The 17,506-nt window shown below is 60.0% G+C and carries 12 protein-coding genes and 1 other RNA gene; 6 read left to right on the top strand and 7 right to left on the bottom strand.

The window, feature by feature from the left end; genetic code table 11:
- Nucleotides 1-30: 30 nt before the first annotated feature.
- The 7 genes from cmk to gyrA all read right to left on the bottom strand — a co-directional run bounded on the left by cmk (nucleotide 31) and on the right by gyrA (nucleotide 9,326).
- Entirely contained in the window at nucleotides 31-693 is a 663-nt protein-coding gene (gene cmk, locus ACIROY_RS10060; RefSeq protein WP_402273660.1) for a (d)CMP kinase, read from the bottom strand.
- 34 nt (nucleotides 694-727) lie between these two features.
- Nucleotides 728-2,059 (bottom strand): 3-phosphoshikimate 1-carboxyvinyltransferase, encoded by a 1,332-nt coding sequence (gene aroA, locus ACIROY_RS10055; protein WP_402341439.1) that lies wholly within the window; start codon nucleotides 2,057-2,059, stop codon nucleotides 728-730.
- Nucleotides 2,060-2,131: 72 nt separating this feature from the next.
- Nucleotides 2,132-3,028 (bottom strand): prephenate dehydrogenase, encoded by an 897-nt coding sequence (locus tag ACIROY_RS10050; protein ID WP_402273664.1) that lies wholly within the window; start codon nucleotides 3,026-3,028, stop codon nucleotides 2,132-2,134.
- Nucleotides 3,029-3,039: 11 nt separating this feature from the next.
- Nucleotides 3,040-4,146 (bottom strand): histidinol-phosphate transaminase, encoded by a 1,107-nt coding sequence (gene hisC, locus ACIROY_RS10045; RefSeq protein WP_402341437.1) that lies wholly within the window; start codon nucleotides 4,144-4,146, stop codon nucleotides 3,040-3,042.
- 18 nt (nucleotides 4,147-4,164) lie between these two features.
- Nucleotides 4,165-5,238, bottom strand: a complete 1,074-nt coding sequence (pheA, locus tag ACIROY_RS10040; protein WP_402273668.1) for a prephenate dehydratase — start codon at nucleotides 5,236-5,238, stop codon at nucleotides 4,165-4,167.
- A gap of 170 nt (nucleotides 5,239-5,408) precedes the next feature.
- Nucleotides 5,409-6,509, bottom strand: a complete 1,101-nt coding sequence (gene serC, locus ACIROY_RS10035) for a 3-phosphoserine/phosphohydroxythreonine transaminase (protein WP_402341436.1) — start codon at nucleotides 6,507-6,509, stop codon at nucleotides 5,409-5,411.
- A gap of 141 nt (nucleotides 6,510-6,650) precedes the next feature.
- Nucleotides 6,651-9,326 carry a DNA gyrase subunit A gene (gyrA, locus tag ACIROY_RS10030; RefSeq protein ID WP_402341434.1) on the bottom strand — a complete coding sequence of 892 codons (2,676 nt, stop codon included), beginning with the start codon at nucleotides 9,324-9,326 and terminating at the stop codon, nucleotides 6,651-6,653.
- A 302-nt stretch (nucleotides 9,327-9,628) separates the two neighbouring features.
- Here gyrA and ACIROY_RS10025 point away from each other — a divergent pair, with 302 nt between their 5' ends.
- The 6 genes from ACIROY_RS10025 (at nucleotide 9,629) to ssrA (ending at nucleotide 17,094) form a co-directional block, all read left to right on the top strand.
- Nucleotides 9,629-10,312 (top strand): OmpA family protein, encoded by a 684-nt coding sequence (locus ACIROY_RS10025; RefSeq protein WP_402273674.1) that lies wholly within the window; start codon nucleotides 9,629-9,631, stop codon nucleotides 10,310-10,312.
- Nucleotides 10,313-10,596: 284 nt separating this feature from the next.
- Nucleotides 10,597-11,217, top strand: coding sequence for an outer membrane protein OmpA (ompA, locus tag ACIROY_RS10020; RefSeq protein ID WP_116433778.1), 621 nt, complete (start codon nucleotides 10,597-10,599; stop codon nucleotides 11,215-11,217).
- A 109-nt stretch (nucleotides 11,218-11,326) separates the two neighbouring features.
- Complete coding sequence (ubiG, locus tag ACIROY_RS10015; protein ID WP_402273676.1) at nucleotides 11,327-12,025, top strand: bifunctional 2-polyprenyl-6-hydroxyphenol methylase/3-demethylubiquinol 3-O-methyltransferase UbiG; 699 nt, start codon at nucleotides 11,327-11,329, stop codon at nucleotides 12,023-12,025.
- Between the two features lie 103 nt (nucleotides 12,026-12,128).
- On the top strand, nucleotides 12,129-12,791 hold the full coding sequence (locus tag ACIROY_RS10010; protein ID WP_402273678.1) for an HAD family hydrolase: 663 nt from the start codon (nucleotides 12,129-12,131) through the stop codon (nucleotides 12,789-12,791).
- Nucleotides 12,792-12,906: 115 nt separating this feature from the next.
- Nucleotides 12,907-16,647 carry a DUF748 domain-containing protein gene (locus tag ACIROY_RS10005; RefSeq protein WP_402341432.1) on the top strand — a complete coding sequence of 1,247 codons (3,741 nt, stop codon included), beginning with the start codon at nucleotides 12,907-12,909 and terminating at the stop codon, nucleotides 16,645-16,647.
- A gap of 84 nt (nucleotides 16,648-16,731) precedes the next feature.
- Nucleotides 16,732-17,094, top strand: a transfer-messenger RNA (tmRNA) gene (gene ssrA / locus ACIROY_RS10000).
- The last annotated feature ends 412 nt before the right edge of the window (nucleotides 17,095-17,506 follow it).

Below are 17,506 nucleotides of genomic sequence, written 5' to 3'. Positions count from 1 at the left end.
CAGAAACAACAGATAAAGCTGCAATAAAACTTATAAAGCCGCGTACCAACTGAGTACCTGCCTGACCGCCTCATCGGCCGTCATGTCGGAAGTATCCAGTAAATGCGCACCCTCCGCCGGCTTGAGCGGCGCCGACGCACGATTCATATCGCGCGCATCGCGTTCCCGCAAGTCCTTGGAGAGGTCTTCCATATTAGCAGGAAAACCCTTGTCAATCAATTGCTTATAGCGTCTTTGCGCCCTCGCCTCGACGCTGGCGGTCAAAAAGACCTTCAACGGTGCATGCGGGAAGATCACCGTGCCCATGTCGCGACCATCCGCGACCAGGCCTGGTGCTTTGCGAAAACTGAGTTGCAGGCCGTACAACGCATGACGCACCGTTGCCAAAACAGCAATCTTCGAGGCTGTATTTCCCACTTCTTCCGCCCGGATGGCCTGGGAAACATCTTCGTTGGCAAGGAAAATATGGCCGCCGTCGAAATGGCAGTTAAGATGCTCGGCGCTCTTGGCCAGGCCGTGTTCGTCATTCATTTCGACGCCGCGGCGGATCGCCGACAGTGCCGTCAGGCGGTACAAGGCGCCTGAGTCGAGATAGTGGAAGCCCAGTTGCTGAGCCACTCGTTGCGCCACCGTACCCTTGCCCGATGCAGTCGGGCCGTCAATGGCGATGACGGGAATATTTGCCGTGTTCATGGGAATCCCCGCTTGTTGGTTAAGTCTGGATAAGTCAAATCAATGTCTGTTCGGCAATGTGCTGGAACACCCGGAAATAATCCGGAAAAGTCTTGGCCACGCATTTCGGATCATTGATGCGCACCTGCGTCCCGCGACGCGCAGCGCCATCCAGCGATGCCAGCGAGAAACACATCGCCATGCGATGGTCGTCGTAGGTGTCTATGGTGGCCGGCGTCAGTTGTTGCGGCGGCGTCACGCTCAGGTAATCCTCCCCCTCTTCCACGGTCGCACCGAGCTTGCGCAACTCGGTCGCCATCGCGGCCAGGCGGTCGGTTTCCTTGACGCGCCAGCTGGCGATATTGCGCAGCACGCTGGTGCCATCAGCATACAAAGCCGCCACCGCGATGGTCATGGCGGCATCGGGAATGTGGTTGAAATCGGTGTCAATGGCCTTGAGCACCCCATTCGACGCCGCCTCGATCCAGTTGTCGCCCATGGTGATGGTCACGCCCATCTGGCGCAGCGCTTCTACAAAGCGCACGTCGCCCTGTATGCTGTCCTTGCCGACGCCTTCCACGCGGATCGGACCGCCGGCGATAGCGCCGGCCGCCAGGAAATACGAGGCCGACGAAGCGTCACCTTCGACGTGAATGACGTCCGGGCCTTGATAATGCTGACCGGCTGCGATCGTGAAGGACTGCCAGCCGTCGCGCTGGACGTCCACACCGAAGCGGCGCATCAGGTTCAGCGTGATCTCGATGTAAGGCTTGGAAATCAGCTCGCCGCTCACCTCGATGGTCATCGGCTCATCCTTGGCCATCAACGGCGCCGCCATCAGCAAGGCCGTCAGGAACTGACTGGAGACATTGCCGCGCACTTTCATGCGATGCGCATTGAGCATGCCGCGACGGATATGCAGCGGCGGATAGCCGGGATTGCCCGTGTACTCGATGCGCATGCCGACGTCGTTGAGTGCATCGACCAGATCACCGATTGGCCGTTCGTGCATGCGCGGCACGCCATGCAGTGTGTAATCGCCGCCGATCACTGCCAGCGCAGCCGTCAACGGACGGATCGCGGTGCCGGCGTTGCCCATGAACAGATCGGCCTGGTGCACCGGCAATGCGCCGTCGACACCGTGCACGATGTAATCCTGGGTGCCTTCGACCTGCTCCCATTTGACGCCGAGTTGCTGCAAGGCCATCAGCATCACGAGCGTGTCGTCGGAGGCCAGCAAGTCCATGATCTTGGTGGTGCCGCGTGACAACGCCGCCAGCAGCAGGATGCGGTTGGAGATGCTTTTGGAGCCGGGCAGTTTGACCGTGCCCTGGACATGCGCCACGGGATTGAGGTCGATATGGCGAGGATAGGAAGCTGGCTTCATCGGGAATAGTTGTCGTGATGGTTCTGTGGGTAGTTCAGCGGCTTGTTCCGAAAATCCGGTGGACAGACGTACTCAGTCGCCGCCCTCTTTGCTCTGCCGCTCGGCGGTTTCGATCGCGGCAGTCCAATTGTGACGCGCCTGCTGGGCATTGGCGTAAATTTTTTCCAGGCCGTCGCTGTCGCGCTCGACCAGCATCTTGCGCATGCGGATCAGTTGCACCAGATACGCATCCAGCTCATGCAGCAAGGCGGCGCGATTGGCCAGCGAAATATCGCGCCACATTTCAGGCGACGAACCGGCAATGCGCGTGAAGTCGCGGAAACCGCTGGCAGCGTACTGAAACAGGATGGGCGCATGCGGTTTGGTAGCGATGTCATCCACCAGCGCGTAGGCCAGCAGGTGTGGCAAGTGGCTGACCGAAGCGAACACCGCGTCATGCTCTTGCGGGCTGAGGCGATGGATGGTCGCGCCACAGGCTTGCCAGGCTTGCGCCACGCGTTCGACGTCTTGTTCGATATTTTCATCGAGCGCCGTGATGACGGTCTTCTTGCCGACGTACAAATCGGCCAACGCTGCATCAGGGCCGTTTTGCTCGCGCCCGGCAATCGGATGGCCGGGCACGAATTGCCCGATCTTGTCGCCCAGCGCAGCGCGCGCCGCCGCCACCACATCAGCCTTGGTACTGCCGGCATCCGTCACTACGGTGCCGGACCGCAAATGCGGCTCGATGCTCGCCAGGATTGCGCCGGTCTGCGCCACCGGCGCCGCCAGCAGGATCAGATCCGCATCCTTCACCGCATCGGCAACCGAGGTGCAGGCCTCGTCAATGATGCCCAGTTCTTTCGCACGCAACAGCGATGCCTCGCTGCGGCCGACGCCAACCACATGCGCGACCGCACCGGCTTTTTTCAGCGCCAGGGCAAACGAACCGCCGATCAGGCCGACGCCGAAGACAACAATTTTCTTCACTGTGTGCCGCCTCAACCCAGGATGGTTTTCAGCGCGGCGATGAAGGCTGCGTTTTCTTCCGGCAGGCCGACGGTGATGCGCAACCATTGCGGCAAACCGTAGTTGCCGACCGGACGCACGATGATGCCCTGCTTGAGCAGCGCCAGATTGACGCGCGCGCCGGCGCCGTCATCGTCACCGACCTTGACCAGCACGAAATTGCCGTAAGACGGCACATAGGTCAGGCCGAGTTCATCGAAGGCCTGGACCAATTGCTTGTAACCCTGCGCGTTGACCTCGGCGCTTTTTTGCAGGAAAGCCTTGTCGGTGAGCGCGGCAACCGCAGCGGCCTGCGCCAGCGAATTGACATTGAACGGCTGACGAATGCGGTTGAGCAGATCGGTCACGCCCGGCTGCCCGATCGCGAAACCGACGCGCAGGCCGGCCAGGCCATAGGCTTTGGACATGGTGCGCGAGACAATCAGATTCGGGAAAGTACGCACCCATTCGGTCGATTCGTATTGCAGGTCAGCCGACAGATATTCGTTATAAGCCTCGTCGATGACCACCACCACGTGCTGCGGCACGGCCTTGAGGAATGCCTCCAGCTCGGCCGCCGGCAGGAAGGTCCCGGTCGGATTGTTCGGGTTGGCGATGAACACCAGGCGCGTATCGTCGGCAATCGCCGCCGCCATGGCTTGCAGGTCATGGCCGAAGTTCTTGGCCTTGACTTCGATGGCGCGCGCGCCGACCGCTTGCGTCGCCAGGGCGTAGACCAGGAAGCCGTATTGCGCATACACCACCGATTGCTTCGGCTGCACGAAAGCGTGCGCCGCCAGTTCGAGGATGTCGTTGCTGCCGTTGCCCAGCGTGACCCAGTCCTGCGGCACGCCGTACTTGGCGCTGATCGCGGCTTTCAGGTCGAAACCGTTGGCGTCCGGATAGCGGCCGATGTCGGCCACGGCCTGCTGCATCGCCAGCCGTGCCGACTCCGGCATGCCAAGCGGATTTTCATTGGACGCCAGCTTGATGATCTTGTTCTCGTCGAGCCCGAATTCGCGGGCGACTTCAGCGATCGGTTTGCCTGCCTGGTAAGGCGCCAGCGCGCGCACGTATTCCGGACCAAATGGTGTGGACATGATGAACCTTCGAATGATTTATACGGTAAAGGGGTAAGAACCGAGCAGCTTGAAGAACGCGGCGTTCTCCTTGAGCTCAGCCAGCGCCTTGGCGACTTTTTCGTCCTGCTCGTGACCTTCGAGGTCGACGTAGAAATAATATTCCCACGCGCCCATGCGCGCCGGGCGCGATTCAAAACGCGTCATCGATACGCCATGCTTCGCCAACGGCGCCAACAGGTTGTAGACCGCGCCGGCCTTGTTCGGCACGGACAGCACGATGGAAGTCTGATCACGACCGGACGGCGCCGTCTGCAGGCGGCCGATGACGGCGAAACGCGTGCGGTTGTGCGGGTCGTCCTGGATGTGCGCATTGACGGTTTGCAGGTTGTATTTCTGCCCGGCGATTTCACCGGCGATCGCGGCCACGCTAGTATCTTCGCCGGCCATGCGCGCCGCTTCGGCGTTGGACGCCACGGCCTGGCGCTCGACGCCGGGATAATTCTGGTTGAGCCATGCGTTGCATTGCGCCAGCGCCTGCGAATGCGCGCAAATGCGCGTCACGCCTTGCATGCCGCCCGCTTTGGTCATCAGGCTGTGGTGCACCGGGATCGAAATCTCGCCGCTGATGCGCAGCGTGGTTTGCAACAGCAGATCGAGAGTGCGGTTGATCACGCCTTCGGATGAATTCTCGATCGGCACCACGCCGAAATCGGCGGTGCCGGCTTCCGCATCGCGGAACACCTCGTCGATCGACACGCACGGCAGGCCTTCGACGGCGTGGCCGAACTGCTGGTACACGGCTTGTTCGCTGAAGGTGCCTTCGGGACCGAGATAGGCCACCACAACGCGCTTCTCCAGCGCGCGGCAAGCCGACATGACTTCACGGAAAATGGTCTGGATATCGGTACCCAGCAGCGGCCCCGGATTGCGCTCGGCGGCCTTGCGCAGCACTTGCGCTTCGCGCTCGGGACGGAATACCGGCGCATTGGTCTCGGCCTTGACGTGCCCGACTTCCTGCGCGACGCGTGCGCGCTGGTTCAGCAAATCAAGGATTTGCGCGTCGATGGCGTCAATCTTCTGACGCAAGGGCAAGAGTTTGTCTTCACTCATTGTTGTGGTCTTTCTTGTTCAATCCGTTCCGGCCGCCAGCAAATAAATGCAGTCAGCCCAACCCTCAGAGAGCGGCTGGCAAAACGCCGGTGGCAAGGCGCGCCGACGCAGACAGTACGCTAGTACGGCAACGAGGTGCAACGCCGCCAGCGGTGTTTTTGCAGTCGCTCTCAGCCGCGTGTACGTTCGAAGTGGCGGAGGTACTCCACCAATGCTTCAACGCCTTCTATCGGCATCGCGTTGTAGATCGATGCGCGCATGCCGCCGACCGACTTGTGGCCTTTCAGCTGCAGCAGGCCGCGCTCTTTGGCGCCGGCCAGGAATGTCTCGTTCAATGTTTCGTCATGCAGGAAAAATGGCGCGTTCATGCGTGAACGGCAGTCTTTCGCAATCCGTGTTGTATAAAACTCGGTGCTGTCGAGGTAGCCATACAGCAGGTCGGCCTTGGCGATATTGCGGCGCTCCATTTCGGCCACGCCACCTTGGCGCTTAAGCCACTGGAACACCAAGCCGGCGATGTAGATGGCATAGGTCGGCGGCGTGTTGTACATCGAGTCGTTGTCGGCGACGATTTTCCAGTCGAAGGCCGAGGGACAGATCGGCAAGGCGTGGCCGAGCAGGTCTTCGCGCACGATGACGATGGTCAGGCCGGCCGGGCCGATGTTCTTTTGCGCGCCGCCGTAGATGACGCCGTATTTGGACACATCGACCGCGCGCGACAGGATGTGCGACGACATGTCGGCCACGATGGGCGCATTGTCGGTGTCGGCTGCGACGTCGGGCGTGAACTGGTATTCGACGCCATCGATGGTTTCGTTGGTGCACAGATGCACGTAGGCGGCGTTGCGGGAGAGCTTCCAGGTGTCGCGCGCCGGGATGCGGGCGAATTTTTCAGCTTCGGACGAGGCGGCGACGTTGACTTCGCAATAGCGCCGCGCTTCCTTGATCGACTTGGTCGACCACGAGCCGGTGTTGACGTAGTCCGCCACGCCCGCGCCTTTGCCGCGCAGACCGGCGAGGTTCATCGGGATGATGGCGTTCTCGGCGATGGCGCCGCCTTGCAGGAACAGGATCTTGTAGTTGGCCGGCACCGCGAACAGCTCGCGCATGTCGCGCAAGGCCGTCTCGATGATCGACATGTATTCCTTGCCGCGATGACTCATTTCCATCACGGACATGCCGCTGCCGTGCCAGTCCAGCATTTCGTCGGCAGCTTGCTGCAATACTTCTTTCGGTAGTACGGCCGGACCGGCGGAAAAATTGTAGACCATGATCTAGGTAAAAAATAAAGAAAAGACGAAGCAACGATACAAGAACAAGGCCAGGAAGGACAGCAACAGACGACCGCACAAACAAACGCAACAGGATGAAAATGACCGGCCATCAGCCGGTCATTTTCTGTTCAACCCGAATTATTCGGCAGTGGCGTCGCCTTCACCGGCGACGGCATCACCGTTGCCTTCGGCATCAACCGCGCCTTCGACATCGCCTTCAACCTTGTCTTCCTCGGCGTCGGATTCCACCACGCGTTGCAGGCCGCTCAGCTTGGTGCCGTCTTCCACGGCAATCAGCGTCACGCCTTGCGTTGCCCGGCCCATTTCGCGGATTTCCGCGACGCGGGTGCGGATCAGCACGCCGCCGGTGGTGATCAGCATGATTTCATCGCTAGCCTCCACCAATGTTGCCGCAACCACCTTGCCGTTGCGTTCGCTGGTCTGGATCGCGATCATGCCCTTGGTGCCGCGGCCGTGGCGCGTGTACTCGGTGATCGGGGTACGTTTGCCGAAGCCGTTTTCAGTGGCCGTCAGGACCGACTGCTGTTCGTTTTCAGCGACCAGCAGCGCAATGACTTGCTGACCTTCTTCCAGGTTCATGCCGCGGACGCCGCGGGCGGTGCGGCCCATCGGACGCACGTCGTTTTCGTCGAAACGCACGGCCTTGCCGGAATCAGAGAACAGCATGACATCGTGCTGACCGTCGGTCAGCGCAGCACCGATCAGGAAGTCGCCCTCATCGAGGTCGACCGCGATGATGCCGGCCTTGCGCGGATTGCTGAAGTCGGACAACGGTGTCTTCTTGACGGTGCCGAGGCTGGTCGACATGAAGACGTACCGGTCTTCCGGGAAGACGCGGTTTTCGCCCGACAACGGCAGGACCACGGTGATCTTTTCGCCATCCTGCAGCGGGAACATGTTGACGATAGGCTTGCCGCGCGAATTGCGCGAACCCTGCGGCACTTCCCATACCTTCAGCCAATACAGGCGGCCGCGGTTGGAGAAGCACAGGATGTAGTCGTGCGTGTTGGCGATGAACAGTTGGTCGATCCAGTCGTCGTCCTTGGTCGCCATGGCTTGCTTGCCGCGGCCGCCGCGTTTTTGCGCACGATATTCGGAAACCGGCTGCGACTTCATGTAACCCGAGTGCGACAGCGTCACGACCAGGTCTTGCGGCGTGATCAGATCTTCGGTGCCGAGATCAGTGGCGTTATGCTCGATGGTCGAACGACGCTCGTCCTTGACGCCGATGCCGAAGTCGTTCTTCGCAGCCGTCAGTTCGTCGGTGATGATGGCGGTCACGCGCGCCGGCTTGGACAGGATGTCCAGCAGGTCGGCGATCTGCTCCATCACTTCCTTGTACTCATTGACGATCTTGTCTTGTTCCAGACCGGTCAGGCGTTGCAGACGCATTTGCAGGATTTCCTGCGCCTGGTCGTCGGACAGCTTGTACAGGCCGTCGGTCTGGATGCCGTAATGCGCCGGCAGGTTTTCCGGACGGAAGGCTTCGATGCCGCTGCTGTTTTCCGCACCGGTGCGGGACAACATTTCGCGCACCATGGACGAATCCCAGGCGCGCGCCATCAGTTCGGATTTCGCGATCGGCGGCGTCGGGGCCGCACGGATGATCGCGATGAAGTCGTCGATATTGGCCAGCGCAACCGCCAGACCTTCCAGCACGTGGCCGCGTTCGCGGGCCTTGCGCAGTTCGAAGATCGTGCGGCGCGTCACCACTTCGCGGCGATGCGACAGGAAGCATTCCAGCATCTGCTTCAGGTTCAGCAGTTTCGGCTGGCGGTCGACCAGCGCCACCATGTTCATGCCGAAGGTATCCTGCAACTGAGTCTGCTTGTACAGATTGTTGAGCACCACTTCAGGCACTTCACCGCGCTTGAGTTCGATCACCACGCGCATGCCCGACTTGTCGGACTCGTCGCGCAGGTCGGAGATGCCTTCCAGCTTCTTGTCGCGCACCAGCTCGGCGATACGTTCAAGCAAGGCCTTCTTGTTGACCTGGTACGGCAGCTCGTCGACGATGATCGCCGTGCGGCCTTCGCGACCGAATTCTTCAAAATGGGTCTTGGCGCGCATCACCACGCGGCCGCGGCCGGTACGGTAACCATCGCGCACGCCGGACACGCCGTAGATGATGCCGCCGGTCGGAAAATCAGGCGCCGGGATCAGTTCGATCAGTTCGTCGATCGTGCAGTCGGCATTCGACAGCACGTGCAGTGCGCCGTTGATGACTTCGGTGATGTTGTGCGGAGGAATGTTGGTGGCCATACCCACCGCGATGCCGGACGAACCGTTGATCAGCAGGTTGGGGATGCGAGTCGGCAGCACCGACGGCTCTTTTTCCTTGCCGTCGTAGTTGGGGTCGAAATCGACGGTCTCCTTCTCGATGTCGGCCAGCAATTCGTTGGCGATCTTATCCAGGCGGCACTCGGTATAACGCATCGCCGCGGCGCCGTCGCCGTCGATCGAGCCGAAATTGCCCTGGCCGTCCACCAGCATGTAGCGCAGCGAAAAGTCCTGCGCCATGCGCACCAGCGTGTCGTAAATCGACGCGTCGCCGTGCGGGTGGTACTTACCCATGACTTCACCGACCACGCGCGCACACTTCACGAACGGGCGGTTCCAGACGTTGTTCATTTCATGCATCGCAAACAGCACGCGGCGGTGTACCGGCTTGAGGCCGTCACGCACGTCCGGCAGAGCACGTCCGACGATCACGCTCATGGCGTAATCGAGGTAGCTCTTGCGCATCTCTTCTTCAAGGGAAATGGGGATGGTTTCTTTAGCGAATTGATCCATTGGCGAGTCGAGAGGTATTGATTTGAGTGGTTAAATCAGGCCCGAAACCTGTTCATTGCGGGCAGCGACTACAAACGAAGCATTCTAGCACGCCGCGCCTTTGCAGGACCGGTTTTAGCTCCCCGGCAATATGCATCGGCAAGCACAAACAAATACGGGCAAACGCGCCAATTGTGATTAAAATGCGAGCCTTCCGAAGAAAATGAGGCATCACGGAAATCGCGGCATGCACCGCGTTTCCACCAGGCAAACCGCGATGTTGCAGGCTGCCCCGTCGATGTCATCGCAACCAGCTAACTAATATGTCTTATAAATTTTCCGGTCTGCTTTGTCTGTTGCTGGGCATCGCCCTTTCCGCTCACGCCCAGAGCGCCCCTGATGTCGCAGCAACGCCGACGGCAGCCTACGGCCAGGATAACCAGGGCAGCGTCGCACGTAGTCAATATGGCCTGTGCTGGCGCACCGGCTATTGGACACCCGCGGACTCCCTCAGCGGCTGCGACGGCGAACTGGCGCCGCCCATCGCCAATCCCATCGCGCCCGCCCTGGTGAGCAATCCGGCCGCAATCACCACGAATGCCTTGGCATCCGTCAGCAGCAGCACTTGCGACTTCAGCGTCACGCTAAGCGACAGTCAGACATTCGGCTCCGGCAAGACGGTGCTGAACAAAGCGGCGCAGCAGCGCATCCAGGAACAAATTGTCGACCGACTGCCGGTTTGCGGTGGAATCGACGCAATTGTTGTCACCGGCCACGCCGACCGGCTTGGCTCCCGGAAACATAATGAAGAAATCGCCGTCAAACGAGCGGAAGCCGTTGCCGCATTTCTGAAGAGCAAGAATGTTGTCGCACCGATTCAAATCGTCGGCGCCGGTAGCAATGAACCCATCGCGCAGTGCGGACAAAACCTTCCCGCCAAGAAATTGGCAGGCTGCCTATCACCCGATCGCCGTGTGGTTATTCGCGTGCAAGGGCATGAAAAATAAGGTTTTTTAGCCAAAATTTGGCTTTTTTGGCAACGGAGTGCAGCACTTTGCGAAGGTAAACGTCTTGTTACCAAAAAACAACAGAGTGCTAAAAACGTTGATTGGACTATTTGGCAACGTTCGCTGATTGCACCAGCCTGTGGCAGAATGGCGGCTAAGTTCATTGCACGCCCTCCTGCAAAGTGGGGCATGTAACGACCTGAACACATGATATTATTCGTTTTTTTGATGTCGTAATTTTGTAGCGCAGTTTATCTGCGGATATCTCACCCGAGAGGAGAAACATGAACAAATTAGCAAAACTCGTCTTCGCTGCTGCGTCCGCAGCCATCGCTCTGTCTGCGACCGCACAGGAAATCAAGGACATCAAGGTCCGTCCAAACAGCCTGTACCTGCAAGACAGCCGTGACGTCGTTACCCGCAGCGGCTTCGGTCTGTGCTGGCAAACAGCGTTTGTCAACGGCCCATGCGAAGAAGCTCCTGCTCAAGCTGCTGCTCCAGCCGCTGCCCCAGCTGCTCCAGCTGCCGCTGCAGCAGCCGCTCCGACATCGGAAAAAGTTACTTACGCTGCTGACGCATTCTTTGACTTCGACAAGGCAGTTCTGAAGCCAGCCGGCAAGTCCAAACTGGACGAACTGGTTGCAAACCTGAACGGTCTGAACCTGGAAGTCATCATCGCTGTCGGCCACACTGACTCCGTCGGTTCCGTTGCCTACAACCAAAAACTGTCCGTCCGCCGCGCTGAATCGGTTAAGGCATACTTGGTTTCCAAGGGTGTTGAAGCTAACCGCGTCTACACTGAAGGCAAGGGCAAATCGCAACCAGTCGCTGACAACAAGTCCGCAGCTGGCCGCGCCAAGAACCGCCGCGTTGAAATCGAAGTCGTTGGTACACGTAACAAGTAATACCAACAGTCGATTTTCAATCGAAAAAAACCCCGCTTCGGCGGGGTTTTTTTATGGAAATTTGCTTTGCAGCGAACAGCATCAAGCGGGTTCGGCTATCATTCAGCCTATGAATGCCGATCCTCAAGAACTGCAAAAATTTAGCGATCTCGCCCATCGTTGGTGGGACCCAACATCCGAATTTCGTCCTTTGCACGAAATCAATCCGCTCCGGCTGGAATGGATCAACGCCCGCGCCGCACTATCCGGCAAGAGCGTGGTCGATGTCGGCTGCGGCGGCGGCATCCTGGCCGAATCGATGGCGCGCAAAGGCGCCAGGGTAACCGGCATCGATCTTTCCGAAAAAGCGCTCAAGGTCGCCGACCTGCATGGCATGGAGTCCGGCGTCCAGGTTCGCTACGAAAAGATCGCCGCAGAAGACCTGGCGGCGCGTGAACCAGGCCAATTCGACGTCGTCACCTGCATGGAAATGCTGGAACACGTCCCTGACCCCGCCTCCATCGTGCACGCCTGCACAGCAATGGTGAAACCGGGTGGCCACGTGTTCTTTTCCACACTGAATCGCAATCCCAAGGCTTACCTGTTCGCCATCATCGGCGCCGAGTATTTATTGCGCATGCTGCCCCGAGGCACGCACGATTACGCCAAGTTCATCACGCCGGCCGAACTGGCGCGCTTCATCCGCGAAGCCGGCCTGGAACTCGATGGATTCAAGGGACTGTCCTACAATCCACTGACCAAGCTGTACTCGATCAACCAGGACACCAGCGTCAATTACATGGTGGCGTGCCGCAAGCCGCTGGCCTGATCACATACTCAATACGCAATAGCCGGCGACGTCCCGCAGCGGATATCGCCGGCAAATCGCAGCAGCTTCCGCTGTTGCCCCAACCGTCTTCACCGTAACGACCATGCCATTGAAAACACCCCGCGCCATCCTGTTCGACCTCGACGGCACGCTCGCCGACACGGCTCCCGACCTGGCCGAAGCCGTCAACCAGTTGCGCGCCGAACGCGGCCTGGAACCGACACCGTATGAACAATTGCGTCCGGTGGCATCCGCCGGCGCGCGTGGCCTGATCGGCGCAGCCTTCGGCGTCAAGCCTGACGACGCTGAATATGAGGACCTGCGCGTACGCTTCCTCAACAATTACGAAGCAAAGCTGGTCGTCAAAAGCAAACTCTTCGACGGCGTCGCCGCTCTGCTCACGCAATTGGAAGCGCGCGGACTCGCCTGGGGCATCGTCACCAACAAGGCATCACGCTTTACCGACCCGCTGGTGCCGCAAATCGGCCTGGGCCATGCGGGATGCGTGGTCTCCGGTGACACCACACCGCACACCAAACCCCATCCGGCGCCGCTGTATGAAGCAGCAAGCCGGTTGCAACTGAACCCGGCCGACTGCTGGTACGTCGGCGACGACCTGCGCGACATCCAGGCCGGACGTGCCGCCGGCATGCCCACCATCGCGGCCGCCTGGGGCTATTGTGGCCATGTCGAACCCGAATCATGGGAAGCCGACGTCTTGCTGCACGATCCGCTGCAGTTGCTGGAACTGATCAAAACGCAATAACCGTTACCGTCGTTGCCGTAGTTGAGTTACCGCCGACGCCTTTCCGGCGCCGGCCATACAATTAAACGAAGGCGCACGCCGCTGGCGCATGCGACCTTCCTCACGAGGAAAGATCATGGCCAATCATCCCCGTCCTGCCTGGCAGCTGCGCACCTTGCGCTGGTCCGCATACACCATCGTTTTCCTGCTATTGCTGGCGCTGGTCAGCTGGCTCGCCCTGCCGTCGCTGGTCAAGAAGGTCGCGATCGAACAGACGCAGGAAAAAATCGGCCGCAAGCTCGATATCGGCGAACTCAGTTTCAATCCATTCCTGCTTGCGTTGCGCGTGCATGACGTCACGCTGTATGAGCCGGACCAGAAGACTGCCGCCTTCAGCGCCAAGGAACTGGTGGTCAACGCGTCCTCCACTTCCGCGCTGCGCCTGGCCGCCATCCTCGACGAAATCCAGCTGGTCGAACCCAAGGTCCATATCGTTCGCCTGAGCGACGAAGGTATCGGTCGCTACAATTTCTCCGACATCATCGACCGCGTGCTGGCGATGCCCAAGAGCGAGGGCCAAACGCTGTTTTCGCTGGCCAACGTCCAATTGCAGAATGGCGCCATCCTGTTCGACGACAAGGTCAGCGGCAAGACCATCGACGTCCGTGCGCTGAACATCGGCGTACCTTTCGTCTCCAACCTGCCGCGCAACATCGACACTTTCGTGCAACCGGTGCTGTCGATGACCGTCAACGGCACGCCGTTCTCGCTCAAGGGTCGCAGCAAACTCTTCGCCAGTTCGCTCGACACCACGCTGGCGATCGATATCGACAAGCTGGACGTCGCCAGCTATCTGCCCTTCTCGCCCGTTGCGCTGCCGGTCAAACTGGAAAGCGCGAAGCTCTCCACGCGACTGGACCTGACTTTCAGCCGCGACAAGGACAAACCGCAGATCGGCCTCGATGGTGACTTCACACTGGCCGACATTTCGGTGCAGGAGAAGAATGCCGCGCCACTCATCAAGATCGGCTCGGTGTCCGCCAAGATCGACAAGCTCGATCTGCTCAAGCTGAGCGGCGTAATTGACCAGATTGCCATCGACAAGCCGCAAATCTGGGCCGACATGAATGCCCGCGGAGAAATCAACTGGACTCGCATCGGCAAGAACGACTCCCGGGCCAAACCCGCGGCATCTGCCAAGAAACCAGCAACCACCGCATCCGCGCCTGCAACCGCACCGAAGACCGAAGCGAAAGACGCAACGGCACCCGCCATCACTATCCGCAAACTGCTGGTGCGCGACGGCAGCGTGCAATGGACCGATGACGCCAACGCATCGCCGCGCCAGACTGTTCATCTGGACAAGATCACGGTCGACGCCGAAGAAGTCTCCACGCTGGCCGACGCCAAGCCGGCCAAACTTGCGCTGTCACTCACCGAAAACGGCAAGGGCGAAATTGGCTTCACCGGCGCATTGGCGCCGCTCAAAGGTGAAGTCAACGGCACCGCGACCCTGAAGGCGATCCAGCTGAGCGGCTATCAGAACTATCTCAATCGCTCGCTCAACGGTGCGCTCAGCGGCCAGGTTTCAGGCAGCACCGAGGTGCAGGTTACCGGCGGTCAGGTCAAGCTCGGCAAACTGGGCGTCGAAATCACCGACCTCAAACTGTCGCCCAAGATCAAGTCCGCCGCCGGCGTCATCGGTGCCAAAACCATCGCGCTCGACAACGCCACCATCGACTTGCTGGGCCGCAAAGCCGACGCGGACGCCTTCCGCATCGTCGGCCTCAATGGCGATCTGCGCCGCGACGCCAAGGGCGCGTTGAACCTGCAAGAGTTGCTGGCGGCGCCGGGAAGCAAACCCGCGACAGTCAACGTCAGCGAGCCTGCCAAAGAACCAGCCGTCGCATCCGCTGCCCCCGCAAAGAAACCAAGCGCCAATACCGCCGCCACCGCCTGGCAAGCACGTCTGCGCAGCCTGTCGATCAGCAACAGCAATATTTCCTACGAAGACAGCGGCGTGACGCCGACACAGAAGCTGCGCATCGAAGCTCTCGACCTCAAGGTCGACAACCTCTCCAGCCAACTCGACCAGACCAGCAAGCTGTCGCTGCAGGCCACGCTGAACAAGAACGGCAAGCTGTCCGTGACCGGCCAGGCGGCGCCGCAACTCAAGACCGTGGATCTTGCGCTGGATGCGCAGAACCTGCCGATCGCACCGTTCCAGACCTATTTCACCGACTACCTCAACGTCACGCTGACCAGCGGCACGCTCAGCACCAAGGGCAAGCTGGCGCTGACGCCGCCGGTCAACAAACAGGCGCTGGCGCTGCAATACAACGGCTCGGCCAGCCTCAATAATTTCCGCGTGCTGGACAAGCTGTCTTCGAGCGACTTCCTGCGCTGGCGCACGCTGAACCTGCAAGGCATCAACGCCAAAATCGGCGGCAAACCCTTGGTCACGCTGGAAAAAATCGCGCTGTCCGATTTCTATGCGCGCGCCATCCTGTCCGACCAGGGCAAGCTCAACCTGCAGGACATCGTGGTCTCCAAGGAAGCGCCGCGCAGCTCGGTCACTTCGCCCGAAACCAGCCCTGACAAGCCGTCGACGACCGTTGCCAAGACCACCACCTCGACCGCGCCGGTCACGCCCGCCGCGCCCGATCCCAACGCACCGGTGATCCGCATCGGCCAGACCGTCCTGCAGAGCGGCAACATCAACTTTACCGACAACTTCGTCAAGCCGAACTACACGGTCAATATGACCGGCATGGGCGGCACCATCGGCAGCATCGCCTCCGACAAGCCTCAACCGGCCACCATCGATTTGCGCGGCAAGGTCGACAACGATGCGCCGCTGCAGATATCGGGTTCGCTCAATCCCCTGTTCAAACCGATGTTCCTCGACATCAAGGCCAGCGCCAACGGCGTCCAGCTGCCGCGCCTGACGCCCTATTCGGCAAAATATGCCGGCTACCCGATCACCAAGGGCAAGCTGTCGATGGACGTGCAATACAAGATCGAGAACGACAAGCTGGTGGCGCAGAACGACGTGCGCATTGAACAGTTAACCTTCGGCGACCATGTCGACGGCCCCAACGTCACCAAGCTGCCGGTGATGCTGGCGGTGTCGCTGCTCAAGGACCGTGACGGCACCATCAATCTGAACCTGCCGATTTCCGGCTCGCTGTCTGATCCGCAATTCTCGATCGGCGGCATCATCATGCGCGTCTTCGTCAACCTGATCGTCAAGGCCGTCACGTCGCCGTTCGCGCTGATCAGTTCGATGTTCGGCAGCGGCGGCGGCGACGCCGAGCTCAGCTACATCGAATTCGAGCCGGGCTCTTCCGAGATCACTGCCGACATCCGCAAGAAGCTCGACACCCTCGGCTACGCCCTGCACCAGCGCCCGGCGTTGAAGATCGACGTCATGGGCCGTGCCGATCCAGCAGTCGACGACGCCGGCCTGCGCCAGGAAGTCCTCAACCGCAAGATGCGCGCACTGAAGCGCAAGGACGTCATCGAGAAGGAAGGCCAGCCGGCCGGCAAGGACAACAGTCTCAGCGACGCTGATCGCACCAAGTACATGGAAAAGGTCTACAAGGACGAGAAATTCAAGAAGCCGCGTAACGTCGTCGGCCTTGCAAAATCCCTGCCGCCCGAAGAGATGCAGAAGCTGATCGTCGACAACACGCCGGTCACCGAAGACGACCTGCGCAACCTGGCCCAGCGCCGTGCGGACGTGGTGCGCAATTATCTGCAGGACCAGAGCATCATCTCGGCCGACCGCATCTTCCTGATCGCTCCCAAGCTCACGGCCGAAGGCATCAAGGACAAGGGACAGGGCAGCCGGGTCGACCTGAGCCTGCAGCAGTAAGGCAACACCAGCGGGAGCGGCGCGCCTTGGCTCTTGATAATCGGGCGGGCCGCCCCCACACTGAGTTATAATGCAAGTCTGCATGGGGCCGACTTGGTTTCGACGTGGGTTGCAAAGCAGCGCAGGGCATACCGAGGACTGACTACCTCGTAAATACAATCAGACAAGATATAACTGCAAACGATAACTCGTACGCACAAGCGGCTTAATACCCGCTTGCTCTACACTACTTCTTCCTTGGGGTAGGCTGGTAAAACAGCAGTAGAGTCATTTACAAGGAATCGCTTTGAATCGGGTCACTTGATTCAAGGCTAAATCTAAGGTGACTCGCCTTAACGAAGCGTGCGCGTCCGCGTCGTTCGGGTTAAATCAAATGGCAGCGCTAAGTATGTAGAACTGTCTGTAGAGTGCTTGCGGACGCGGGTTCGATTCCCGCCGGCTCCACCACCAATACAAAAGGTCACCCGCAAGGGTGGCCTTTTTTATTGGTAATGCGCAGAGGATCGAATCCGCGTCCGGTACGGGCGCGGGGCGAGTCCGGAGTTGCGTGAAGCACCGCTTCGCGCAGGACGAGCCGGTTTGGCTTGCAAGCCAAACCGCGGGAGATTCCCGCCGGCTCCACCACCAATACAAAAGGTCACCCGCAAGGGTGGCCTTTTTTATTGGTAATGCGCAGAGGATCGAATCCGCGTCCGGCACGGACGCGGGGCGAGTCCGGGGTTGCGTGAAGCACCGCTTCGCGCAGGGCGAGCCGGTTTGGCTGGCAAGCCAAACCGCGGGAGATTCCCGCCGGCTCCACCACCAATACAAAAGGTCACCCGCAAGGGTGGCCTTTTTTATTGGTAATGCGCAGAGGATC

It is taken from the genome of Herbaspirillum sp. NPDC101396, assembly GCF_044767365.1.
Lineage (GTDB): Bacteria > Pseudomonadota > Gammaproteobacteria > Burkholderiales > Burkholderiaceae_D > Herbaspirillum.
This window is presented reverse-complemented; position numbering and strand designations above follow the sequence as displayed.

What these genes read in the sequence shown, in the direction of transcription:
- cmk (WP_402273660.1), bottom strand. Translation starts at nt 693, where the DNA reads ATGAACACGGCAAATATTCCCGTCATCGCCATTGACGGCCCGACTGCA.
- aroA (WP_402341439.1), bottom strand. Translation starts at nt 2,059, where the DNA reads ATGAAGCCAGCTTCCTATCCTCGCCATATCGACCTCAATCCCGTGGCG.
- hisC (WP_402341437.1), bottom strand. Translation starts at nt 4,146, where the DNA reads ATGTCCACACCATTTGGTCCGGAATACGTGCGCGCGCTGGCGCCTTAC.
- pheA (WP_402273668.1), bottom strand. Translation starts at nt 5,238, where the DNA reads ATGAGTGAAGACAAACTCTTGCCCTTGCGTCAGAAGATTGACGCCATC.
- serC (WP_402341436.1), bottom strand. Translation starts at nt 6,509, where the DNA reads ATGGTCTACAATTTTTCCGCCGGTCCGGCCGTACTACCGAAAGAAGTA.
- gyrA (WP_402341434.1), bottom strand. Translation starts at nt 9,326, where the DNA reads ATGGATCAATTCGCTAAAGAAACCATCCCCATTTCCCTTGAAGAAGAG.
- ACIROY_RS10025 (WP_402273674.1), top strand. Translation starts at nt 9,629, where the DNA reads ATGTCTTATAAATTTTCCGGTCTGCTTTGTCTGTTGCTGGGCATCGCC.
- ompA (WP_116433778.1), top strand. Translation starts at nt 10,597, where the DNA reads ATGAACAAATTAGCAAAACTCGTCTTCGCTGCTGCGTCCGCAGCCATC.
- ubiG (WP_402273676.1), top strand. Translation starts at nt 11,327, where the DNA reads ATGAATGCCGATCCTCAAGAACTGCAAAAATTTAGCGATCTCGCCCAT.
- ACIROY_RS10010 (WP_402273678.1), top strand. Translation starts at nt 12,129, where the DNA reads ATGCCATTGAAAACACCCCGCGCCATCCTGTTCGACCTCGACGGCACG.
- ACIROY_RS10005 (WP_402341432.1), top strand. Translation starts at nt 12,907, where the DNA reads ATGGCCAATCATCCCCGTCCTGCCTGGCAGCTGCGCACCTTGCGCTGG.